We start from the raw sequence: 19,507 nt of genomic DNA, 5'->3' as shown, positions 1-19,507 counted from the left end.
CACTGTAAGAGAGTGCAAAATAAACTTTAAGACTATGACAAGGCTATATGGAGGGATCATCATGAGCGAAAGGACAAAAGAGTATTTTACAAAACCACCTCAACCCTATTGGATGGCCTCAACAGCCAATACTGATTATTCCACCTTGGATAAGGATATGAAGGTTGACGTGGCAATTGTCGGAGGCGGTATTACTGGTATATTATGCGCCTATTGGCTGAGTAAAGAGGGAGTAAAAACAGTAGTACTTGAGGCGGATCACATTTTACAAGGTACCACTGGGCATACCACTGCAAAAATAACCTCACAACATGAATTGATCTATCAAAAGGTACAAAAACAAATAAGCGAGGAATTTGCCAGGCAATATGCAGATGCCAACCAAACCGCCATAAAGATGTATCAGTCGATAGCAAAAGAATATAATATTGAATGCGATCTTGTCCCACAATCCGCCTATGTATACACTCTTGAAGATAAATATAGTGAGGATATTGTCAATGAAGCGAATGTCGCCTCTTCCCTTGGCATTAAAGCTACATATCTTGATAAAATACCATTACCATTTGATATAAAGGCTGCTGTACGTTTTGATGATCAGGCACAATTTCATCCTCGCAAATTCTTGTTGGCTCTTGCCGATAAAATCACCCATAACGGAGTTCAGATAGTTGAACAAACCAGGGTTGTAGACATTGAAGACAACGGAGATCATGGTGATTATGTTTTAATGACCGACAGGGGAACAAAAGTAACAGCACAAAGGGTTATTATAGCTTCTCATTACCCATTCTATAATAAACATGGAATGTACTTCACGAGACTATATACGGATCGGGCCTATGCCGTTGCCATCAAAATGAAGGAGAACTATCCAGGTGGTATGTATATTACAGCAGAGGAACCTGGTCGGTCACTCCGCAGCCAAACTTCAGATCAAGGGGAATTAGTATTTGTTACAGGGGAACATCATAAAACCGGACAAGGAGAGGATACAATTAAACATTATGAAGCACTAGTGGATTTCGCAGAGCAAACCTTTCCCGTCGAAGATATTCTCTATAGATGGTCTACACAGGACTGTATGACATTGGATGGCTTACCTTACGTGGGGCATTTCACGTCAAATACTCCCCGATTATATATTGCAACTGGGTATGGTAAATGGGGAATGACGAACAGTATGGCCTCTTCAATGATATTAAGAGACTTGATTGTACACGGAGAAAGTCCTTGGCAGGATGTTTATAATCCATCAAGAGGAACTATAGGGGCCTCCGTCAAGAATTTTGTTGTTGAAAATTTTAATGTAGCGGATAAGCTCATAGAGGGTAAACTTTCTCCTCTTCCGGAGAGTGTAGATATTCAATTGAATGAGGGAAAAATTATTAAAGCCGATGGTCAAAGAGCTGGAGCTTATCGAGATGGACAAGGTACACTGCACGTTGTAAACACAACGTGCACCCACATGGGATGTGAATTAAACTGGAATTCCGCTGAGACATCATGGGATTGCCCTTGTCACGGCTCAAGATTTACTTATGAAGGCGATGTAATAGAAGGTCCCGCACATAAACCATTGGATAGACACAATGAAGTAAATACCATTGAGAAACTTGTTAAAGAAGATTATTAAGATGTTTAGAAGCTATTGAGAATCTTCAACAATAAATAAATCCAATGCCGATCACGCACTATTCGGTATTGGATTTATTTTTTTACACAGTGGAACTATGGCAAGCCTAATGGACAATGAAATGAGGTTTTGATCATGGGATGATTTCAAAGACAGTACCTTGCTTAGGATCAGTCACTCTCATAGAACTATAAACCCCTAAATAGAGTCTGGTTTGATCCAAATTCGTTCCCAAACTAACATAAAAAGCCGATTGAGACCCAAAATTATAATCGGTTTCAATAACACTAAAATCATTAAGTTTACAATCCGTCCTTACCTTGGTATATGCTAAAACCCCTCTAACCGGAAATTGAGATTTCCGGGCAAAATCGGTAAACACAACGCTTCCCGTTAAATAGGGGATTTCGTTCCCCATATAGGGCTGGACCCCTGTAAGTGAAGTTCCTCCAAACTTATCGGGCCGGGGATCTTTATGAAAATAACTTGTAAGAGGTTGAATACGCTGTACGGAAGTTTTTACTGCGTCATTGTAATAAGCCATTGTTTTCTCATCCAAAGCAGGATTTGCAGAGCAGCCTTTAATAAAAGAAGTAGGAAAAGCACCTTCCCACCCACGCCAACCAAAGTTAATAAATCCCTCTTGATCAGGTTCAGACTTCATGAAAGAAGCATGAACGAGCTGAGTGACCGGTATGGGTCTATACTGAACAAATGAAAAAATAGACTCTACCAGATCCTGTCCGACATTTCCGACATATTTAATATACTGGTTATAGAGCCATTGATATGAAATGCCTGGAATATTGCGAACCCCTTTGGCAATTACTGTGAGCGTTTCCTGAATGGGTCCAGGAAGTTCATTGAAACGTGTGACAACGGGTGGATTATAAATGAATGTATCCTTCATGACATCAATCTCAATTATTTTACCGGCGATTTCCATATTATCCTGGCTTAAATTAAATGGATCATAGCCTGAACCACCATCTCCGGTTGTTAAAACAAGTTTTCCTGTTTCGGGTGAAAAGTTTAAGCTATTGACACCATTATGATTAAAAAATGGTCTTCTTAAATTGAGCAATGTCCGCCTTTTTTGAGGTTGACCATTCGGTCGCAAAACCCATTCTTCAATTGTATCAATATGATCATAGAGTATTTCTCTGTTTACCCACTTTAGGTTTAAGGTTCCGGCGTCACATGGGTTAGGCTTAAACGATTCAGGAAGGGCACCTGGAAAAGCACCTGGACCTTGTGTTCCAGATACTGAATAATGAAGATAAAACAGTCCGTTATTATAAAATTCGGGATGAAACGCTAGACCTATCAATCCCCGTTCATCATATCCGCCACCAGAAGCACCTAGCTTTATGATGTGTTGGCGAATATCTAAAAAGGTCCCTATAACTCCATAGCCGATGTAAAAGATTTCTCCTGTCTGGGTCGCAACAAATAATCTTTCGATTGAGTCACCCGGAAGCACCGCAGTCTTTAGAACAGTGGGTAAATTTATTTTACTGATAACGGGCCTTAAACTAACTTTTATCAACTAAGTTAAACCCTTTCTTATTGTTTTTCTTTATTAAGAATATGATTTGAACGATTCTATTAGTACCCAAGTCACGGTGCTTATGGGATTGGTTTCCTTGTATTTATATGGTAAGATTCTATAAATATATTATTTGTTAGGGGAGGGGATAAAATTGGGTAATCATCAGGTTCAGGGCTCATATAAATGGGTGGTATTAGCACTTTCCTTTTTTATGATGATTAGTTTTGCTTTATCTTTACAAGTTCTGCCACCACTATTTGAGCAAATCATGGAGGACATATCTTTTTCTAACTCCCAGGCAGGGATCCTAATGGGGGCTTATGCAATTCCCGGTATTTTTCTTCCTTTTATAGTAGCTTACTTAGCCAACCGTTTTGATATGAAAAAGTTGATCATCGCAGCGTTGATTATTATGATCTTAGGATTAGTAGCCTTTTCCTTAGCGGGGTCTTTTTCACTCTTAGTAGTGTGTAGATTAGTGGCGGGGATAGGAGCGACGGTGTTGGTAGTACTCGCTCCTCTCTTAATCACGATGTTTTTTGATCAAAAGAATATCGGGATTGCGATGGGTATTTTTAACACAGCCGTGCCATTAGGTACTGTCTTAGCAGCCAACCTTTTTGGTTCTTTGGGACGAATCCTTGGCTGGAGAGTTATATTGTACGGCGTTGCGGGCTTTTTAGGAGTCATTCTACTTTTAGTAATCTTTGCCCTTTCCTTACAAAAAAATGATGGCAGTACTCATTCCGATGATGTAAGCAAACAGTCGGCACCAAAGTTCAGAGGCAGTTTGAGTCTATGGTTCCTAGCTGCTATTTGGGTTTTGGCTAATTTTCAGCTTTTAGCTTATGTTACCTTTGGTTCCCAATTTTATCAGTCCCTCGGTCTCGCGAATCAACATGCAGGATTTTTGACAAGCTTAATTATGCTGGCCTCGATTTTCCTGGCACCGATCATAGGGGTGGCTTTCGATAAAACCGGCCGCAAAAAGCCCTACCTGATCACAGGGAGCGTCATTATCTTAATTTCTTTTGTTTTAATGGCCGCCCATTTCCCTGGTCTGCCCTTGTGGGCAGTTGCGTTGGGAATAGGTTTTGCTCCTATACCTGTTTTCGTATTTGCTCATCTACCTGAGACCGTTAAACCTCATGAGGTAGGAATGGGTATGGGGATGCTCACGATTGCTTCGAATTTAGGCACAACAATAGGACCATCTGCCCTTGGCTCAATCCTTGACAGGACAGGTGGCAATTTCTCAATTTCGTTTATGGTTTTGGCAGCGGTATCTATCATCATTATCGCTTTTTCGTTGGGATTAAAGTCCAGGAGTTCGAGAAGCGAAAGTCAGTGAAGAGGTCTGCATTCTTAAGTCAGCTAAAAAGCTGACTTTTTTATTTTTTATAAGATTCTCAGGAGTGACTATAATTCTGGAGGATTTTGCTAGAATAAAGAGAATATTAGAATTTATTATACTTTTTATCTAATTATCCATTTACGGGGTGTGATCTTAAAGATTAGGGAAAAGAATTATTTAGGAGGTATTCGCTTCATGGAATCCATTTTTTTCGTAGCTCTAACCCCCGGTATGGCCCAGATTGCAGAGAAAACAAGGCAAGATTTAAATTTATCTTTTCCCATTGAAGTCGTAAGCTTCGAAAAAGGCAAAGAGATCATCAAAGCCAATCCTCAAGTTGATGTGATGATTAGCCGGGGGCTGATGGTTGATTTGCTGCGCGAAAATACCGATAAGCCAATCGTTGGGCTTACCATGACCATCGACGAGATGCTGGAAGCGGTTCAGCGGCTCATCGCTGAAGGAGCGACGAAAGTGGGTGTAGTAGCCCATAGAGGATTTTTGGATATGGAAAGTTCAGACTTTACTTTAGGAGATTTAACGATTCATATCAGACCATGGAGCACCCTGGGGGATATACCAACGATACTGGAGCGGCTGAATAAAATCGGCGTTCACGCTATAGCAGGGGACAAAGGTGGTTACACTACTGCCGAAGAGCGAGGGTACATGGTAGAGTTGCTGGAGTCGGGGCCCCTTGCGGTGAGAAGGTCTGTAAACGAGGCTTTGAAAATAGCCAGAGCTCAGGAACGAGAGCGGGAAAAGGAGCATGAAAAAACACGTCGTTTTGAGCAGGTGTTATCGGAGCTGTATTCCGGTCTAGAACAATCCGCCTCGTTTGTTGAGGAACTGGCTGCATCTTCACAAGAGCTTGCCGCATCAAGTCAGGAATCCTCCGCCATTGCTCAAACAACCACTCAGGAGATGAATGGAATTACGGAAATCTTGGATGTCCTGCGACGGGTTGCCCAGCAGACCAATCTGCTGGGACTTAATGCAGCGATTGAGGCGGCTCGCGCAGGTGAACATGGTCGGGGATTCTCAGTCGTGGCAGAAGAGGTACGTAAGCTGGCGGATGAAAGTAGCAGGTCGGCTAAGAATATTGAACAGATGCTGAAAAGATTCCATGAGTCGGTGGTTCAGGTCCAGAATAATGTCGAAGCCAGTAGCTCGATCACCCAGGAACAAGCAAAAGCGACTCAAGTCTTGTCTCAGAATTTAGAAGTGCTTAGAGGAATAGGGGATAAGCTGAGAGTCATGGCCTAAAAAAGCTCTCGGAAGATCGAGCGAAAGGATTTAAAGAATTAGGCAAGGAGCACGAAAAGGAGAGAGTCGCGAATTACTTTAAACAAGTGATTCGGCGACTTTCCCTTATTATCGCTAACAGCTGGACGTCCCGCAGCCAATCTAGTCCATAGGTTTTCATTTTGTAGTTTTTCGGTAAAAATACAATAGTGTGCGCACAATTTTACGAAAATAAATAGGTTCTATTTCCAATATGTGCTATAATCGAACAGAATCACTTGAGAAGTAATGGAAGGTAATGTATTTTACACATAAATGAATATTACAAAAAAATTGAGTTGCCCGGTAATTGACAAATTGATTTAAAAAATATCGAAGATGAATTACAACATCTTAAGTTGGCGGTGATGAAATTATGAAATTGGATCCCTATAGCCCTGTTCCCTTACATGCACAGCTTACAGAGTATATAAAAAGTGAAATATTAAAAGGCAACTATACAGGGAAAATTCCCAGTGAACGCGAGTTTATGGAGGAATTTAATGTAAGCCGGACAACAGTGCGTGAATCCATTTCAACCTTAGTTCGCGATGATTTTCTTGAAAAAAGACATGGGAGAGGAACCTTTGTCAATTTACGGCCTGTTCATGAAATGTGGCATGGTAATTTAAAGTCTTATACCGAAAACATAGAAGCTGCAGGAATGAAACCTGGTGCAAAATTGCTTTTTTCAGGCATAAGAAGTAAACCGGAAACAATAGCCAGAAAGTTTAACAGTGAGTCTTTTTATTTTATCGAACGCCTTCGCTATGCGAATGATAACATCATGGCTATTGAACGAAAGTTTTTCGATCTGGAAATTGGTATAAAACTAGCAGAATTTGATCTTGATCAGGCTAATATTTATGAAATTTTAGAGAACTCCTTGGGTGTTACTCTTTGTGAAGCAGAGGAGACGATTACCAGTCAAGTTCCAAGTTTAGAAGATGCAAAGTTACTGGGTATAAGTAAATCTTCAAGTGTGCTTGTCACCGAACGCTCCACTTATAGCCCTGAGAAAAAGCTGATTGAAGTTGTCAACACGGTTTTTCGTGCTGATAAATATGCAGTTACAATAAAAATGAAACGTAATAATAGTCGTAGTAAAACGATTTCTGTAGAAGGTTAGTATAGCCTACAAATAGCTCCTTTATCATACGTAGGGATTTCCTTCTAGAAGAATTTAAATTGTAAAAAGCTTGAACACCCAATATTTGCAAGGTGTTCAGGCTTTTTTTACCCAGTGTGCATGGCGAAAATCTGGTGAGGAAATAGGCGTGGGGTTAATAATAATAAAAATCAGAAAACTCTATTGACACATAACAAAGAATAATAGTAAACTATGATTAAAGCAACTGGTAGTTACGTCATTACGTTACGACGTGATTAAGTGTTTCAATTATTTCAAGGAGGAAAGAAAAAATGGCAAAAGTAAAAATGACACCTAGCGAGGCAATTTGTGAAACATTAGTAGCAGAAGGCATTCAACACGTTTCCGGTATTGTCGGGTCCGCTTTTATGGATCTGATAGACCTATTTCCAACTGCAGGTATCGAATTCATATCTGTACGTCATGAACAATCTGCAGGTCATATGGAAGATGCCTTTTGTAGAGTGACAGGAAAAGCCGGCGTTCTTATCGGCCAAAACGGCCCTGGCATCACAAATATGGTAACTTCTGTAGCCGCCGCAAATTCTGCGCACACCCCAATGGTTATAATTTGTCCATCAGCAGGCACACCCACAGTAGGGTGGGACGGTTTCCAGGAAGCAGATACAGTTCAGATTTTTAAAGCGATTACCAAGGCGGTAATTCAGGTTCCTCATCCTTCCAGAGCTGCAGACTGCTTACGTACCGCATTCCGTATAGCATACGCAGAGCGTGGTCCTGTTCTCTATGATATTCCGAGAGACTATTTCTACGGGGAAATCGAAGAGCAAATCCTTGAGCCCCATCAATACAGAGTCAGTCAACGTGGCTGTGGGGATCTGGCATCTCTGGACAAAGCTGCGGAATTACTCCTTTCTGCAGAACGTCCGGTCATTATCTCCGGCCGTGGTGTTGTTGACACTAATGCCAGAGATATAGTTGCTAAAATAGCTGAACGCCTAACAGCACCGGTGGCATGTACCTATTTACACAACGATGCCTTCCCTGCCGATCATCCCCTTTGGGTCGGCCCTATCGGTTACATGGGATCAAAAGCTGCAATGTATAGCCTAGCCGAAGCGGATGTTATTCTCGCCCTTGGAACTCGGCTTTCAGTATTTGGTACTCTACCTCAGTATGATATTAACTACTTCCCGGAAAACGCGAATATCATTCAAGTAGATATTAATCCTCGCCATATTGCTCGAACTCATCCAGTGGAAATAGGAATTATTGCTGATGCGAAAGAGGCAGCTAAAGAGATTCTTAAGCGTCTGGAAGCAAAAATTCCTACCCCTAAAGTCAACGAAAGTCGCCTAGCTACAATCAAGGCACGGCAAAAGGATTGGGAGGATGAGATTGTAAGTTTAGCAATGGTTGATGGCAATCCTATCAATCCACGTCGCGGCCTTTACGAAGTTCAAAAGGCACTTCCTGAAAATGCTATTGTTGCAACTGATATCGGTAATGTATCGTCCACTGCTAATAGCTATCTGAAATTTACAGGTAAGGGAATGCACATAGCGGCATTAACTTTTGGTAATACTGGTTTTGCTTATCCTGCAGCCCTTGGTGCACAACTAGCTGATCGCTATGCACCTGTAGTTGCCATAATAGGGGATGGAGCATGGGGAATGAGTCTCCACGAAGTCAGCACGGCTGTTGAGCAAAATCTACCGGTCGTAGCAATTGTTTTCCGCAATGGTGGTTGGTGTGCGGAGAAGAAGAATCAAGTTGACTTCTATAACAATCGTTTTGTTGGAGCAGACATTCCAAATCCGGAAAGTTTCGTACCTGTTGCCATAGCAATGGGAGCAGAAGGCATTAGAGTTGATAAAGCTGAAGAAGTTGGTCCGGCACTAGAAAGAGCCTTAGCATCACGTAAACCAACCGTCATAGAGATAGTTTGCGATGGAACCCAATTAGCGCCCCCTTTCAGAAAAGATGCACTAAAGCTTCCTGTGCGTTTATTGCCAAAATATCAAAAACTGGATTATCGGAATTGGGATAAAAACTAATAAAAAACTCTTATAATAAGAGATAGAGTGGAGCATCACGTTAGCACCGGGGCTGATACAGAATGGTTGAATGACTTAATGTATGGGCCCCGTGATGCATATGCCAATATTAAGCTTGATTGCGATAGAGGGAACCTTCACTAAGCAAATTCCCAAAATAAATGTGGAAAAAGTGCACAAGAGTACTATAATGACTAATAAGTGAAAAATTTATTTTGTAAAACTATGAAATTTCATAAAGTCTAAAAAATTCAAACGTGCACAATTTAAAGGAGGTACAGATATGAGTAATGAAATGGCCAATAATGAAATGGTTAATGAAATAAACGACGATGAACCTTTGGCTTCACTGCCAAAGAAAAAGCGAACCATATTCTTCCTTATTTTGTATGCATTATTTGTCATCGATTTTATCGCTCGTGTTGGGATTAATGCTATTTTTCCTATAATTCAGGGGGATTTGCAATTATCTGACGGTCAAATGGGGAGTTTAGCTAGTATTGTGCTACTTGCTATGGCAGTCTTTGTATTTCCGGTTGCTTTTTTAGGAGAAAAGTATTCCACTAAAAAAGTAATCAGCATATCAGCTTTTGTATGGGGTATAGGCTCATTCTTTTCCGGTATTGCTAACAGCTTTATGCTTTTATTCGTCTCCAGGTTTATGGTGGGTATTGGAAATTCAGCCTATGCACCCTTATCAACCTCTATGGTTACCAGCATGTACAAGAAAAGTGACTGGGGAAAAAAGATTGGTATTTATAACACAGCCATTGGCCTCGGAACGGCTGCTGGAGCTTTAGTTTTTGCTAATATCGCGAATACATTCGGCTGGCGGTATGCCTTTTATGGAGTGGGCGCAGTGACATTGATATTAACAGTTGCGAGCCTTTACCTCACGGATGTGACCAAAGAATTAGGTAAAGGGAAAACTACTGCTAAATCCAAAAATAATGTGACAATCAAAAAAGCCCTTGCAATAGTAGGTAAAAAAAGGTCCTTGCTGGGACTGTGTCTCGGTGCTGGTCTTGGAGCTTTAGGATTACAGGCAGTATTGGCGTTTTTATCAATATACTTGGTGCGTATTATGAATATGGAGATAACCAAGGCCGCCGGAATCATAAGTATCGTTTCACTGATAGCTGTGGTATGTTACCCATTAGGTGGCATGATAACAGACAAATGGTATAAAAAAGATAAACGTTGCAGAGCTTGGTTGCCGGCAGTTTGTTATGCAACAAGTGCAATATGTCTTATGGCAGGTTTTTACTCTCGAACTTTGTTGCTTATCGCAGTAGGTATACTCTGTTATACCTTGTGTACTACCGCGATCCATGCTGCAACACAAGAATTAGTGCCGGCATCTTTTAAGGCTATTTCCTATAGTGTATGGGTACTCTGTGTCCAATTATTAGGTTCTCTGGGACCCGTATCGGCCGGATATCTATCAGAGGCCATAGGCTTGGTGAATGCTTTGGTCAGTATCCAAATTGTATTTGTTGTGGGGACGGTAGTTTTTCTATTGTCAGGTAGGAGGTATTTAAAAGACTATGAGCGGGCTAGAGAAGAAGAAGAGCTAGAGGTGTCCAGCGCTTGTGCGGAATAGTTACAATGTTAATATACTCCAAATACAGAGAGGGAGAATAGGTCATGTTAAATAAGGAGTTACTACTGAGAAAACTGAATAAATTAAGCGCAGATCAAGTTGTTATTAATGCCAATGTGATGACTATGAATCCTAAACAACCTCAGGCTGAAGCAATAGCTATTAAAAATGGTAAAATCATCGGAGTAGGGAGTAATGCTGAAATTAACCAATTTTGCAGTTTGCAAACAGAGATACTTGACCTTAAAGGGAAAACATTGCTTCCCGGTTTTATTGAATCCCATACCCATATGTCGATGTATGCATCAACCCTTTCATTAGTCGATTTATTTTATTTAAACACTCACTCTATTGAAGACATACAAACCAGAATTAAACAATGTGCTGAAAACACTCCGGAAGGAACATGGATTGTTGGCTGGGGTTATGATTGTGCCAGGTTAGCTGAAAAAAGACATCCCAATCGTTGGGATTTAGATAAGGTTGCCCCAAACCATCCGGTATTTGTTCACTGTTTTTCCGCCGGTCACTTTGGCACTGCTAATAGTTTGGCTTTAGAGATGGCGGGTATTACCAGAGATACTCCATCACCTGTAGGGGGTGAAATAATACATGATGCCAATGGAGAACCTACGGGTAATTTAGCTAAAGTTCCGGCCACAGCCATGGTTATGAAGAAAATACCCCCCAGAACACTGGCTGACTTAGTCAATGGTTTACGAAAGTGTAACGAGATCTATCTGAAGGCAGGAGTTACCTCTATTCAGGAAGCATGTCTTGGTGGCTTAGATCCTAACGAATTAATAGCGTATAATCAAGTCATATCAGACAATGAACTGTCAGTTAGGGTAACGGCAATGACCTACTACGAACTATTTGAAATGCTATTGAGCAAAGGGGCAGACCTTTCTGAACTGGGAGTATGCAGCGGTTGTGGCGATGATCGGCTAAAAATTGGACCGGTTAAAATCATTGCAGGAGGTTCCCTGCCTACCCAAACAGCTGCGCTGTTTGAACCTTACCTAGGCGATCCTTCGAATAAAGGAAACTTACTTTTTCCCCAGGAAAAACTTAATGAAGTAATATTTAAATACCATAAAGCTGGTTTCCAAATTGCTGTTCATGCTATTGGGGATCGGGAAATTGAATCAGTGATTGAAGCGTTTGAATCAGCCTTAACTAGACTGCCTCGAGCTAATCACCGGCACCGTATTGAACATTGTAAACTGGCCACTGAAGATCAGCTAGATCGTATCGCCAAATTAGGGCTTAATGTTACGTTCTATCCGGCCCATACCTATTATTTCGGGGACCAGTACCGTGATATATATCTTGGACCAAAAAGGGCTGCCCGGCTTAATCCCATGAAATCTGCACTAAATCGTGGAATTACCTTTGGGTTACACGGTGATAGTCCTCTAACACCGGTATCTCCTTTAGGACTAGTCTGTACATCAGTAGTCCGGGAAACCATGAGTGGTGATACTCAAGGGCCGGAGCAAGCCATTAGTTTAACAGAAGCATTAAAAGCTGTAACGATAAATGGAGCTTATCTTGTTTTTGAAGAGAATATTAAGGGTTCTATAGAAATCGGTAAATTAGCCGACTTTGTGGTTCTTTCTGAAGATCCTTACAAAATTGCTCCACGAGATATTAAAGACATACAAGTTGATTTAACCATAATTGGCGGAGAGATTGTTTATCAGCGTTTTTAATGTGCAAGTAATTACGGAGGAATTAAGACAATGCAAAATTTAAAGATTATAAAAATGATGACATGGGTTGAAGAAACCTATTGGGAAGGTATTTTGTTGGAAAAGCCGGCTAGAAAAGCAGTAGCGATGGCAGTAATCAAGAATCCAGTGGCAGGTCAATATAAAGATGATCTGAGTGAATTAACCGAAATTGGTGATTGTTTGGGTGCTGTACTTGCTGCTAAAGCAAGAAATGCTTTGGGAATCAAACCGGAGGAAGTTGAAGGCATCGGTAAAGGATGCTTGGTCGGTGAAGACGGGGAAGCAGAACATGCAGCGGCAGTATTGCACGTTAGATATCCGGATAAAGGCTTTGGCAAATCGTTCCGGGACGAAACTAATGGTGGGTTGGCCATTATGATGAGCAATGCCAAAGTTGGCGTCATGAATGATACACTGGATATTCCAATCGGCTATAAAGATGCAGCTTTTGTTTGTACCCATTGGGATACGATTTCGGTTAATGTTCCTGGAGCACCGAGGCGAGATGAAATGGTGGTTATTGGTGTCGTGACGGATACTCCCAGACCCAATGCGAGAATTCCAGGTTTAAGAATTAAAGATGTTGCTTTATTTGACGGCCAGAGATGAGTAAGGTCTTGATTCAAGCCCCTTCCGGCCCAGCTTCTAACCGACGGCCGCTGCCCGCATGCCGATAAAGTCGGCATACAGCCCTCCCTCGGCCATGAGCTGTTCATGACTGCCCCACTGGACGATCTTTCCCTTATCCAATACCAAAATATGATCAGCGCCGCGTACGGTTTTCAAGCGGTGGGCGATCATGATGATGGTTTTGTTTTTAGTCATCTGTAGCGATGGCCTCATGCAACCGGCTTTCATTTTCCGGGTCCACATTGGCGGTCGCTTCATCGAGAATGACGATGGGGGCGTCCTTTAAAATAGCGCGGGCGATGGAAATCCGTTGACTCGCCCCTCCCGAAAGGGTGGCGTCACCCTCACCTACCGTGGTGTCATATCCTTCCGGAAGCATCATAATAAAGTCGTCGCAGCGGGCCTTTTTTCGCTGCCTCCCGCACTTCCTCCAGAGTGGCATCCGGTTTTCCGAAACGAATATTGTTAAGAATCGTATCGTTGAACAAATAGACATTTTGATATGCCTTATGGCAGGTTTTTACTCTCGAACTTTGTTCCTTATCGCAGCAGTATTTTAGGTTTAAGAATCAAAGATGTTGCTTTATTTGACGGCTAGATAAGTTAAGGTAAGTTTCGAAGTTTAGGGAAGAAAGCAGGCTTCTTTGAGATAGAGCGAACCTTCACTAAATGAATTCCAAAATGAATGGGGGGAAGACACTATAATGATTTAGTAAATGCAAATTTTAACAAAACCTAAAACTCCATAAAATCTGAAAGAACAAAAAAATGAAACATTTTAAGGAGGGACTATAATGCAAAAAGGTATATTTTTAAGGAAACTAGTTGTTGTCGCGTTAGTTGCTGGACTTTCATTAGTTGGTTGTGGTGCTAAAGCATCCAGTGATAATGCAGGATCCGGAAACGAGCAAAAAGCAATGAAAATGCGTTTGACACAAACCAAATCAGATAATCATCCTGTTTCCCAAGGGTATGTTAAATTTGCGGAATTGGTTAAGGAAAAAACAAATGGACAAATTGTAGTTGATGTATTTAATAATGGTGTTCTTGGCAATGACCGCGAAGGGGTCGAAGCCGCACAGCAAGGAACCATTGAATTTGGCGGTTCATCCACCCCAAACATGTCGAGCTTCACCAACATTTTTACAGCTTGGGATTTGCCCTATATTTTCCAAACTAAAGAAGATGTTTACAAAGCCGTAGACGGTGAGCCAGGTCAATTAGCATCTTTGGAACTCGAAAAATCCGGTTTTAAGGTTGTAATGTATCCGGATTATGGCTTCCGTCAATTTGTTAATAATGAAAGAGAAGTTAAATTACCTGGAGATATGAAAAGTCTTAAGGTAAGAACCACGAACTCCCCGGTTGAGCAAGCCGATTATAAGGCATGGGGTGCTAATCCTACTCCTATAGGATGGACTGAAGTTTATACTGCACTTCAGCAAAAAACCGTTGACGGTGAGGGGAACTCCTATGGTTTGCTTTGGGAAACAAAGCACCAGGAGGTTTTGAAGTTTGCGAGCGAAATAAATTATAATTACAGCTCTGACATTCTGGTCATGAACAAAAAGATTTTTGACGGGTTAAGCCCAGAATTGCAAAAGGCAATATTAGATGCAGGTAAAGAAGCGGTTCAATGGCAAAGAGAGCTGGCTAATGTTAAGGAGGAAGAAGCCAAAGAGAACTTCAAGAATTTTGGTATAAAGATTTATGAGCCTACTTCTGACGAGATGAAGCAATGGAAAGAGAGCGTTAAACCGGTCTGGGACGAATTTGTAGTTAAAGGTAAAGCGGATCCGGAATATGTCGACCTTGTTCTAAAAACAATTGGCAAAACCAAGGAAGACATTTTTCAATAAATTGTCATAATGGATTGATTCAATGGAGGATCCCTTCTACCTTTATTAATGAAGGAATCCTCCAAAATTATCTCCGAATTATACTATATTGACCTTCAAATGGAATGATAAATGGAGGACTGTATCATTATGATCAAAGAAGAAGCTCAACAAAGTAAAACCTTTTCGGGATTTTTAAAAGTACTTGATCAAAGATTTGAAGAAGTTGCCATAGTCGCCGGTTTTTTATTCTTTACAATGTTGATTACCTTACAGGTTATTAATCGTTACGTATTGACATTTGCCGATATTGCCAATATTGGTGTATGGTCGGAAGAGTTAGCAAGGTATACTTTTATTTGGGTCTCCTATATTGGAGCTGCTCTGGTTATTAAAAAAAGAGCCAATATTAACGTGGATGCTGTTATTAGGAATTTACCTGCTTCTCTGAATCAAGTTTTGAATTTAGTTAGTTCATTATTAACTTTTGTTTTATTTTATATTCTGATTAAAGGCGGAATAGCCACTATAACTATGCAAGTTACAAATCATCAGGTTACTCCGGCAATGGGAATTCCTATGTACATACCCTATTTGGCCGTTCCCTTAGGAATTAGCCTAATGTTTTTTAGAACCCTGCAAAACGTTATTGAAGATATCAAACGAATGAGTTTTAAATCGATTTTACTCAGTATAGCTATTACTATTATACTGTTTTTACCTATTTTTTTGATTGAGAATATCAATGCTACTCTTTTGTTATTCGTTTACTTTATATTACTGATAATAATGGGCGTACCTATTGCATTTAGTTTGGGAATTGCCACTTTAGTCACAACAATAAACACTCAAGCTATACCTTTAGATTATTTTTCCCAGGCAGCGTTTAACGGTATTGACAGTTTTCCTATTATGGCCATACCGTTTTTTGTAGCTGCGGGAGTTATCATGGGAAGCGGAGGCTTGTTAAGAAGGCTGCTAAATCTAGGGAATGAATTAGTAGGTTTCTTCCCGGGAGGATTAGCTTTAGTAACGGTTATTACCTGTATGTTCTTTGCCGCAATAAGTGGCTCCGGGCCGGCGACGGTTGCTGCAGTAGGAACTATGATGATACCTGAAATGAAAAGGCAGGGATATAGTGTTGCTTTTAGTGCCGCAATAGTAGCTGCAGCCGGATCGATTGGTGTTATTATTCCGCCAAGTAATCCCTTTGTTATTTACGGCGTTGTCGGCCAACAATCGGTTGGAAAACTGTTTATTGCGGGTATTATTCCTGGAATTCTCATCGGTATCGTTTTAATGATCTTGGCTTATAGGACCTCAAAGAAAAATGGTTGGAAAGGCAATAAAGATCGGATCGATATCAAGGCAGTATTTCGAGCCGCCTGGGATGCCAAATTAGCCTTAGTCGTACCTGTTATTATTTTGGGCGGCATTTATGGAGGATATATGACTCCTACGGAAGCTGCAGCTGTTTCTGTAACTTACGGTTTGATCATTGGGCTGTGTGTTTACCGTGATTTAAAATTCAAGGATATATACAATTGTCTTGTTGAATCAGGTTCTACCACCGCAGTGATCATCATTCTTATGGCTATGGCTACAATCTTTGGACGATTTATCACTATAGAGAGAGTCGCCGAGGCCGTTGCAGCTATAGTTCTGGGCATCAGTACGAATAAATTTGTCGTATTGTTATTGATTAACATATTCCTTCTCTTTGTAGGAATGGTTATGGAGGCACTTGCGGCGATCATCATTTTAACCCCGATTTTATTGCCCATGGTCCTGCAGCTCGGTGTAGATCCTATACAATTTGGAGTGATCATGGTTGTCAATTTAGCGATTGGTTTCATAACACCGCCGGTTGGAGTTAACCTGTTCGTTGCTTCCGGAATATCAAAAGTAAGGATAGAAGAAATTGTTCGCCCAGCTATTCCTCTTATCTTGGGCATGATAGTTATCCTTTTACTGGTTACCTATATACCAGAGATTTCTTTATGGCTTCCCTCATTAATGAATTAAAGAGTGCAAAAGGAGGGGATACATTTGAAGCGGGTTTTATCTCTGGACATTGTAAATACCATAACTCACCAGATAGTGCAAATAGCTCTATCAGATGGCAAACCTCCTATAAGCATAGCTGTTTACGATAACCATGGTTTTTTAATGTTTTTTTCAAAGATGGACGGTGCGCCATTGCGCAGTATAGAGTTGGCAAAGAATAAGGCCTATACTGCCGCCAGAATGGGAACGACAACTGAAGCTTTTGATAAACGTCTTTTCGAAGAACAGCTGAATATTAATTATTTTTGTGATTCATGTCTCACGGCTATGCCAGGGGGCACTCCGATTGTCTTAATCAATGAATTGATTGGAGCAGTGGGGATTAGTGGACGGCATCCGAAGGACGATCAAGAATTAGCGGATAAAGCAGTCAGCTTCATTATTCAAGAAATATTAGAATAAATGGTTTCAAGACGCCTCAAACAGCCGGTCCAAGCCCTCCTTCGGTCATAAGCTGTTCATGGTTGCCCCGCCGGATGATCATGATGATGGTTTGATTTTTGGTCATTTCGACGATGGCCTCCTGCAATCGACTTTTGTTTCTGGATCCACATTGGCGGTAGCCTCATCGGGAATGACGGTGGGGGCGTCCTTTAAAGTGGCGCGGGCGATGGAAATCCGTTGACGCTCCCCTCTCGAAAGAGGCACCACCCTCACCTACCACGATGTAAGGAGGAAAAATGGAACATTCTTTAGGAACGTTATTACCATTATATTCAGTCATTCCTTTTGTCGGTATGTTGTTGTCCATTGCCCTCGGACCTGTTCTGTTTCCGAAATTTTGGCATCATCATTTTGGGAAAGTGTCAGCTGCCTGGGCAGCATTACTTGCTGTTCCACTGATCGTAGTTAATGGGAAACAAGGTGTTGATGAGTTGCTCCATTTACTGATAGCCGATTACGTTCCCTTTATCATTCTCATCGGGTCTTTATTTACGGTCGGTGGTGGAATTTTAGTTCGCACATCCTTAAAGGGAACAACTTGGGTCAATGCCGGGTTCCTGAGTATCGGGGCTATAGTTGCCTCATGGATGGGAACCACAGGAGCGGCTATGCTATTGATCCGCCCATTCTTGCGTGTGAATAAGGATCGTAAGTATAAGGCTTTTATGGTGGTGTTCTTTATTTTTATGGTTGCCAACGTAGGAGGAGCATTGACCCCATTAGGGGATCCGCCGCTTTTCCTGGGCTTTTTACATGGAGTCCCCTTCTTTTGGACTTTACGTCTCATTGCACCCATGTTTGTCGTGCTGGCCGGGCTATTACTCATTTATATTGCTTTTGATAAATACTATCTGGCTAAAGAACAAAAAGAAGGAAGCTTAGCCTTTGCTTCATCCTCTGATGATGGGATTGTAACCCGAGACATCTCCAGTGGAGGTTCAACGTCAGGAAAAAAGTTAGAAATACTAGGTGCTCAAAACTTTATTCTATTAGCCGCAATTATTGGTGTTATTCTTTTCAGTGGTTATGTTAAGATGAGCGAAGTATCTATTTTAGGGGTTCATCTTGGCTGGCAGGATGTCATTCGTAATCTGGTTCTTGTGGCTATTATGGTTATCTCTATGAAAATCACATCTAAAGCAGTTCGTGAGGAAAACGAATACTCTTGGGGACCCATCCTGGAGATTGTTTATCTCTTCTTCGGAATCTTTGTCACCATGGCTCCTGCTTTAGCGATTCTGAAGGCTGGAGAATCCGGAGCTTTGTCGTTTATTACCGCAGCAGTAAAAGAGCCGGCACAATATTTCTGGATTACCGGAGCATTATCCAGCTTTCTTGACAATGCTCCAACGTATCTGACCTTCTTTAGTACCGCTTTAGGTCAATTCTATCCCGGTATGGCTGAAGCGCCTGCAGTGGCTCAGTTCTTAGTCGACAAGCCCTTATATCTTCTGGCGATTTCTGCCGGATCAGTGTTCTTCGGAGCGGTCACCTATATCGGCAATGCACCTAACTTCATGGTCCGTTCTATTGCTGAAGAATCCGGAGTAAAAATGCCCAGCTTTTTTGGCTATATGGTGTATAGTTTCTGCATTCTGCTTCCCCTCTTTGGGATAGTAACCTGGCTTTTCTTTCTCTAACATTCGGAGGGGGGTGAATCCCCTTCTCAATGAAGTCCCGTTCAATAAGCGAATGATACCAAATAGAAACTCCCATGGAAACGGTCTATGTGAATTACAAGACCATCTCCCCGGGAGTTTTTAATGAACTCTATCCCTCCTTTGGAGTTTTCGAGTTCACTTGAAAGAATTAAAGGTGTTACTTTATTTGACGGCCAGAGATGAGTAAGGTCTTGATTCAAGTCCCTTCCGGCCCAGCTTCTAACCGACGGCCGCTGCCCGCATGCCGATAAAGTCGGCATACAGCCCTCCCTCGGCCATGAGCTGTTCATGACTGCCCCACTGGACGATCTTTCCCTTATCCAGCACTAAAATCTGATGAGCATTGCGCACGGTTTTCAGCCGGTGGGCGATCATGATGATGGTTTTGTTTTTGGTCATTTTGGTGATGGCTTCCTGTAACCGGCTTTCGTTTTCCGTATCCACATTGGCGGTAGCTTCATCGAGAATGACGATGGGGGCGTCCTTTAAAATGGCGCGGGTGCCCATAGGAGCCTGGGTCAGTTTTTGGCGATA

Annotated in this window: 13 protein-coding genes and 3 pseudogenes; 12 read left to right on the top strand and 4 right to left on the bottom strand. The window is 41.6% G+C overall.

Features of this window, described 5'->3' with window-relative positions; all coding sequences use genetic code 11:
* Positions 1-61: 61 nt before the first annotated feature.
* A complete protein-coding gene (locus DESDE_RS19345; RefSeq protein WP_014795715.1) occupies positions 62-1,636 on the top strand; it encodes an FAD-dependent oxidoreductase in 1,575 nt (524 codons plus the stop codon).
* A 133-nt stretch (positions 1,637-1,769) separates the two neighbouring features.
* Here DESDE_RS19345 and DESDE_RS19340 read toward each other — a convergent pair whose 3' ends face one another.
* Positions 1,770-3,185 (bottom strand): PQQ-dependent sugar dehydrogenase, encoded by a 1,416-nt coding sequence (locus tag DESDE_RS19340; RefSeq protein WP_014795714.1) that lies wholly within the window; start codon positions 3,183-3,185, stop codon positions 1,770-1,772.
* A gap of 154 nt (positions 3,186-3,339) precedes the next feature.
* Here DESDE_RS19340 and DESDE_RS19335 point away from each other — a divergent pair, with 154 nt between their 5' ends.
* The 7 genes from DESDE_RS19335 to DESDE_RS19305 all read left to right on the top strand — a co-directional run bounded on the left by DESDE_RS19335 (position 3,340) and on the right by DESDE_RS19305 (position 12,942).
* Positions 3,340-4,539 carry an MFS transporter gene (locus DESDE_RS19335; protein WP_014795713.1) on the top strand — a complete coding sequence of 400 codons (1,200 nt, stop codon included), beginning with the start codon at positions 3,340-3,342 and terminating at the stop codon, positions 4,537-4,539.
* A gap of 198 nt (positions 4,540-4,737) precedes the next feature.
* Positions 4,738-5,808: a PrpR N-terminal domain-containing protein gene (locus DESDE_RS19330; RefSeq protein ID WP_014795712.1), complete on the top strand. Its 1,071-nt coding sequence runs from the start codon at positions 4,738-4,740 to the stop codon at positions 5,806-5,808.
* A 394-nt stretch (positions 5,809-6,202) separates the two neighbouring features.
* Positions 6,203-6,955: a GntR family transcriptional regulator gene (locus DESDE_RS19325; RefSeq protein ID WP_014795711.1), complete on the top strand. Its 753-nt coding sequence runs from the start codon at positions 6,203-6,205 to the stop codon at positions 6,953-6,955.
* 293 nt (positions 6,956-7,248) lie between these two features.
* Positions 7,249-8,994, top strand: coding sequence for a sulfoacetaldehyde acetyltransferase (xsc, locus tag DESDE_RS19320; RefSeq protein WP_014795710.1), 1,746 nt, complete (start codon positions 7,249-7,251; stop codon positions 8,992-8,994).
* A gap of 283 nt (positions 8,995-9,277) precedes the next feature.
* Positions 9,278-10,597 (top strand): MFS transporter, encoded by a 1,320-nt coding sequence (locus DESDE_RS19315; RefSeq protein ID WP_014795709.1) that lies wholly within the window; start codon positions 9,278-9,280, stop codon positions 10,595-10,597.
* A gap of 44 nt (positions 10,598-10,641) precedes the next feature.
* Entirely contained in the window at positions 10,642-12,312 is a 1,671-nt protein-coding gene (locus DESDE_RS19310) for an amidohydrolase (RefSeq protein WP_014795708.1), read from the top strand.
* 30 nt (positions 12,313-12,342) lie between these two features.
* Positions 12,343-12,942 carry an amino acid synthesis family protein gene (locus DESDE_RS19305; protein ID WP_014795707.1) on the top strand — a complete coding sequence of 200 codons (600 nt, stop codon included), beginning with the start codon at positions 12,343-12,345 and terminating at the stop codon, positions 12,940-12,942.
* A 36-nt stretch (positions 12,943-12,978) separates the two neighbouring features.
* On the opposite strand, the pseudogene DESDE_RS21385 reads toward DESDE_RS19305, so the two are convergent.
* Positions 12,979-13,466 (bottom strand): annotated as a pseudogene (locus tag DESDE_RS21385) (ATP-binding cassette domain-containing protein); the annotation flags it as partial.
* A gap of 291 nt (positions 13,467-13,757) precedes the next feature.
* Between DESDE_RS21385 and DESDE_RS19290 the strand changes: the two are divergent.
* The 3 genes from DESDE_RS19290 to DESDE_RS19280 all read left to right on the top strand — a co-directional run bounded on the left by DESDE_RS19290 (position 13,758) and on the right by DESDE_RS19280 (position 17,270).
* The gene (locus DESDE_RS19290; protein ID WP_014795706.1) at positions 13,758-14,822 is read left to right on the top strand and encodes a TRAP transporter substrate-binding protein; all 1,065 of its coding nucleotides are present in this window, start codon (positions 13,758-13,760) and stop codon (positions 14,820-14,822) included.
* A gap of 129 nt (positions 14,823-14,951) precedes the next feature.
* The gene (locus DESDE_RS19285) at positions 14,952-16,826 is read left to right on the top strand and encodes a TRAP transporter large permease (protein WP_014795705.1); all 1,875 of its coding nucleotides are present in this window, start codon (positions 14,952-14,954) and stop codon (positions 16,824-16,826) included.
* A 24-nt stretch (positions 16,827-16,850) separates the two neighbouring features.
* Positions 16,851-17,270: a GlcG/HbpS family heme-binding protein gene (locus DESDE_RS19280; RefSeq protein WP_014795704.1), complete on the top strand. Its 420-nt coding sequence runs from the start codon at positions 16,851-16,853 to the stop codon at positions 17,268-17,270.
* A gap of 16 nt (positions 17,271-17,286) precedes the next feature.
* Here DESDE_RS19280 and DESDE_RS22845 read toward each other — a convergent pair.
* A pseudogene (locus tag DESDE_RS22845) lies at positions 17,287-17,532 on the bottom strand (ATP-binding cassette domain-containing protein); the annotation flags it as partial.
* 16 nt (positions 17,533-17,548) lie between these two features.
* Here DESDE_RS22845 and DESDE_RS19275 point away from each other — a divergent pair.
* The gene (locus tag DESDE_RS19275; RefSeq protein WP_014795703.1) at positions 17,549-18,952 is read left to right on the top strand and encodes a sodium:proton antiporter; all 1,404 of its coding nucleotides are present in this window, start codon (positions 17,549-17,551) and stop codon (positions 18,950-18,952) included.
* Between the two features lie 240 nt (positions 18,953-19,192).
* Here the strand turns inward: DESDE_RS19275 and DESDE_RS19270 are convergent.
* Positions 19,193-19,471: pseudogene (locus DESDE_RS19270) on the bottom strand (ABC transporter ATP-binding protein); the annotation flags it as partial.
* Positions 19,472-19,507 lie beyond the last annotated feature (36 nt).

The organism is Desulfitobacterium dehalogenans ATCC 51507, from assembly GCF_000243155.2.
GTDB lineage: Bacteria > Bacillota > Desulfitobacteriia > Desulfitobacteriales > Desulfitobacteriaceae > Desulfitobacterium > Desulfitobacterium dehalogenans.
This window is presented reverse-complemented; position numbering and strand designations above follow the sequence as displayed.

Bases quoted from the DNA above. Each gene is read 5' to 3' on its own strand.
- DESDE_RS19330 (WP_014795712.1), top strand. From the start codon at position 4,738: ATGGAATCCATTTTTTTCGTAGCTCTAACCCCCGGTATGGCCCAGATT.
- DESDE_RS19290 (WP_014795706.1), top strand. From the start codon at position 13,758: ATGCAAAAAGGTATATTTTTAAGGAAACTAGTTGTTGTCGCGTTAGTT.
- DESDE_RS19315 (WP_014795709.1), top strand. From the start codon at position 9,278: ATGAGTAATGAAATGGCCAATAATGAAATGGTTAATGAAATAAACGAC.
- DESDE_RS19305 (WP_014795707.1), top strand. From the start codon at position 12,343: ATGCAAAATTTAAAGATTATAAAAATGATGACATGGGTTGAAGAAACC.
- DESDE_RS19275 (WP_014795703.1), top strand. From the start codon at position 17,549: ATGGAACATTCTTTAGGAACGTTATTACCATTATATTCAGTCATTCCT.
- DESDE_RS19285 (WP_014795705.1), top strand. From the start codon at position 14,952: ATGATCAAAGAAGAAGCTCAACAAAGTAAAACCTTTTCGGGATTTTTA.
- xsc (WP_014795710.1), top strand. From the start codon at position 7,249: ATGGCAAAAGTAAAAATGACACCTAGCGAGGCAATTTGTGAAACATTA.
- DESDE_RS19345 (WP_014795715.1), top strand. From the start codon at position 62: ATGAGCGAAAGGACAAAAGAGTATTTTACAAAACCACCTCAACCCTAT.
- DESDE_RS19325 (WP_014795711.1), top strand. From the start codon at position 6,203: ATGAAATTGGATCCCTATAGCCCTGTTCCCTTACATGCACAGCTTACA.
- DESDE_RS19310 (WP_014795708.1), top strand. From the start codon at position 10,642: ATGTTAAATAAGGAGTTACTACTGAGAAAACTGAATAAATTAAGCGCA.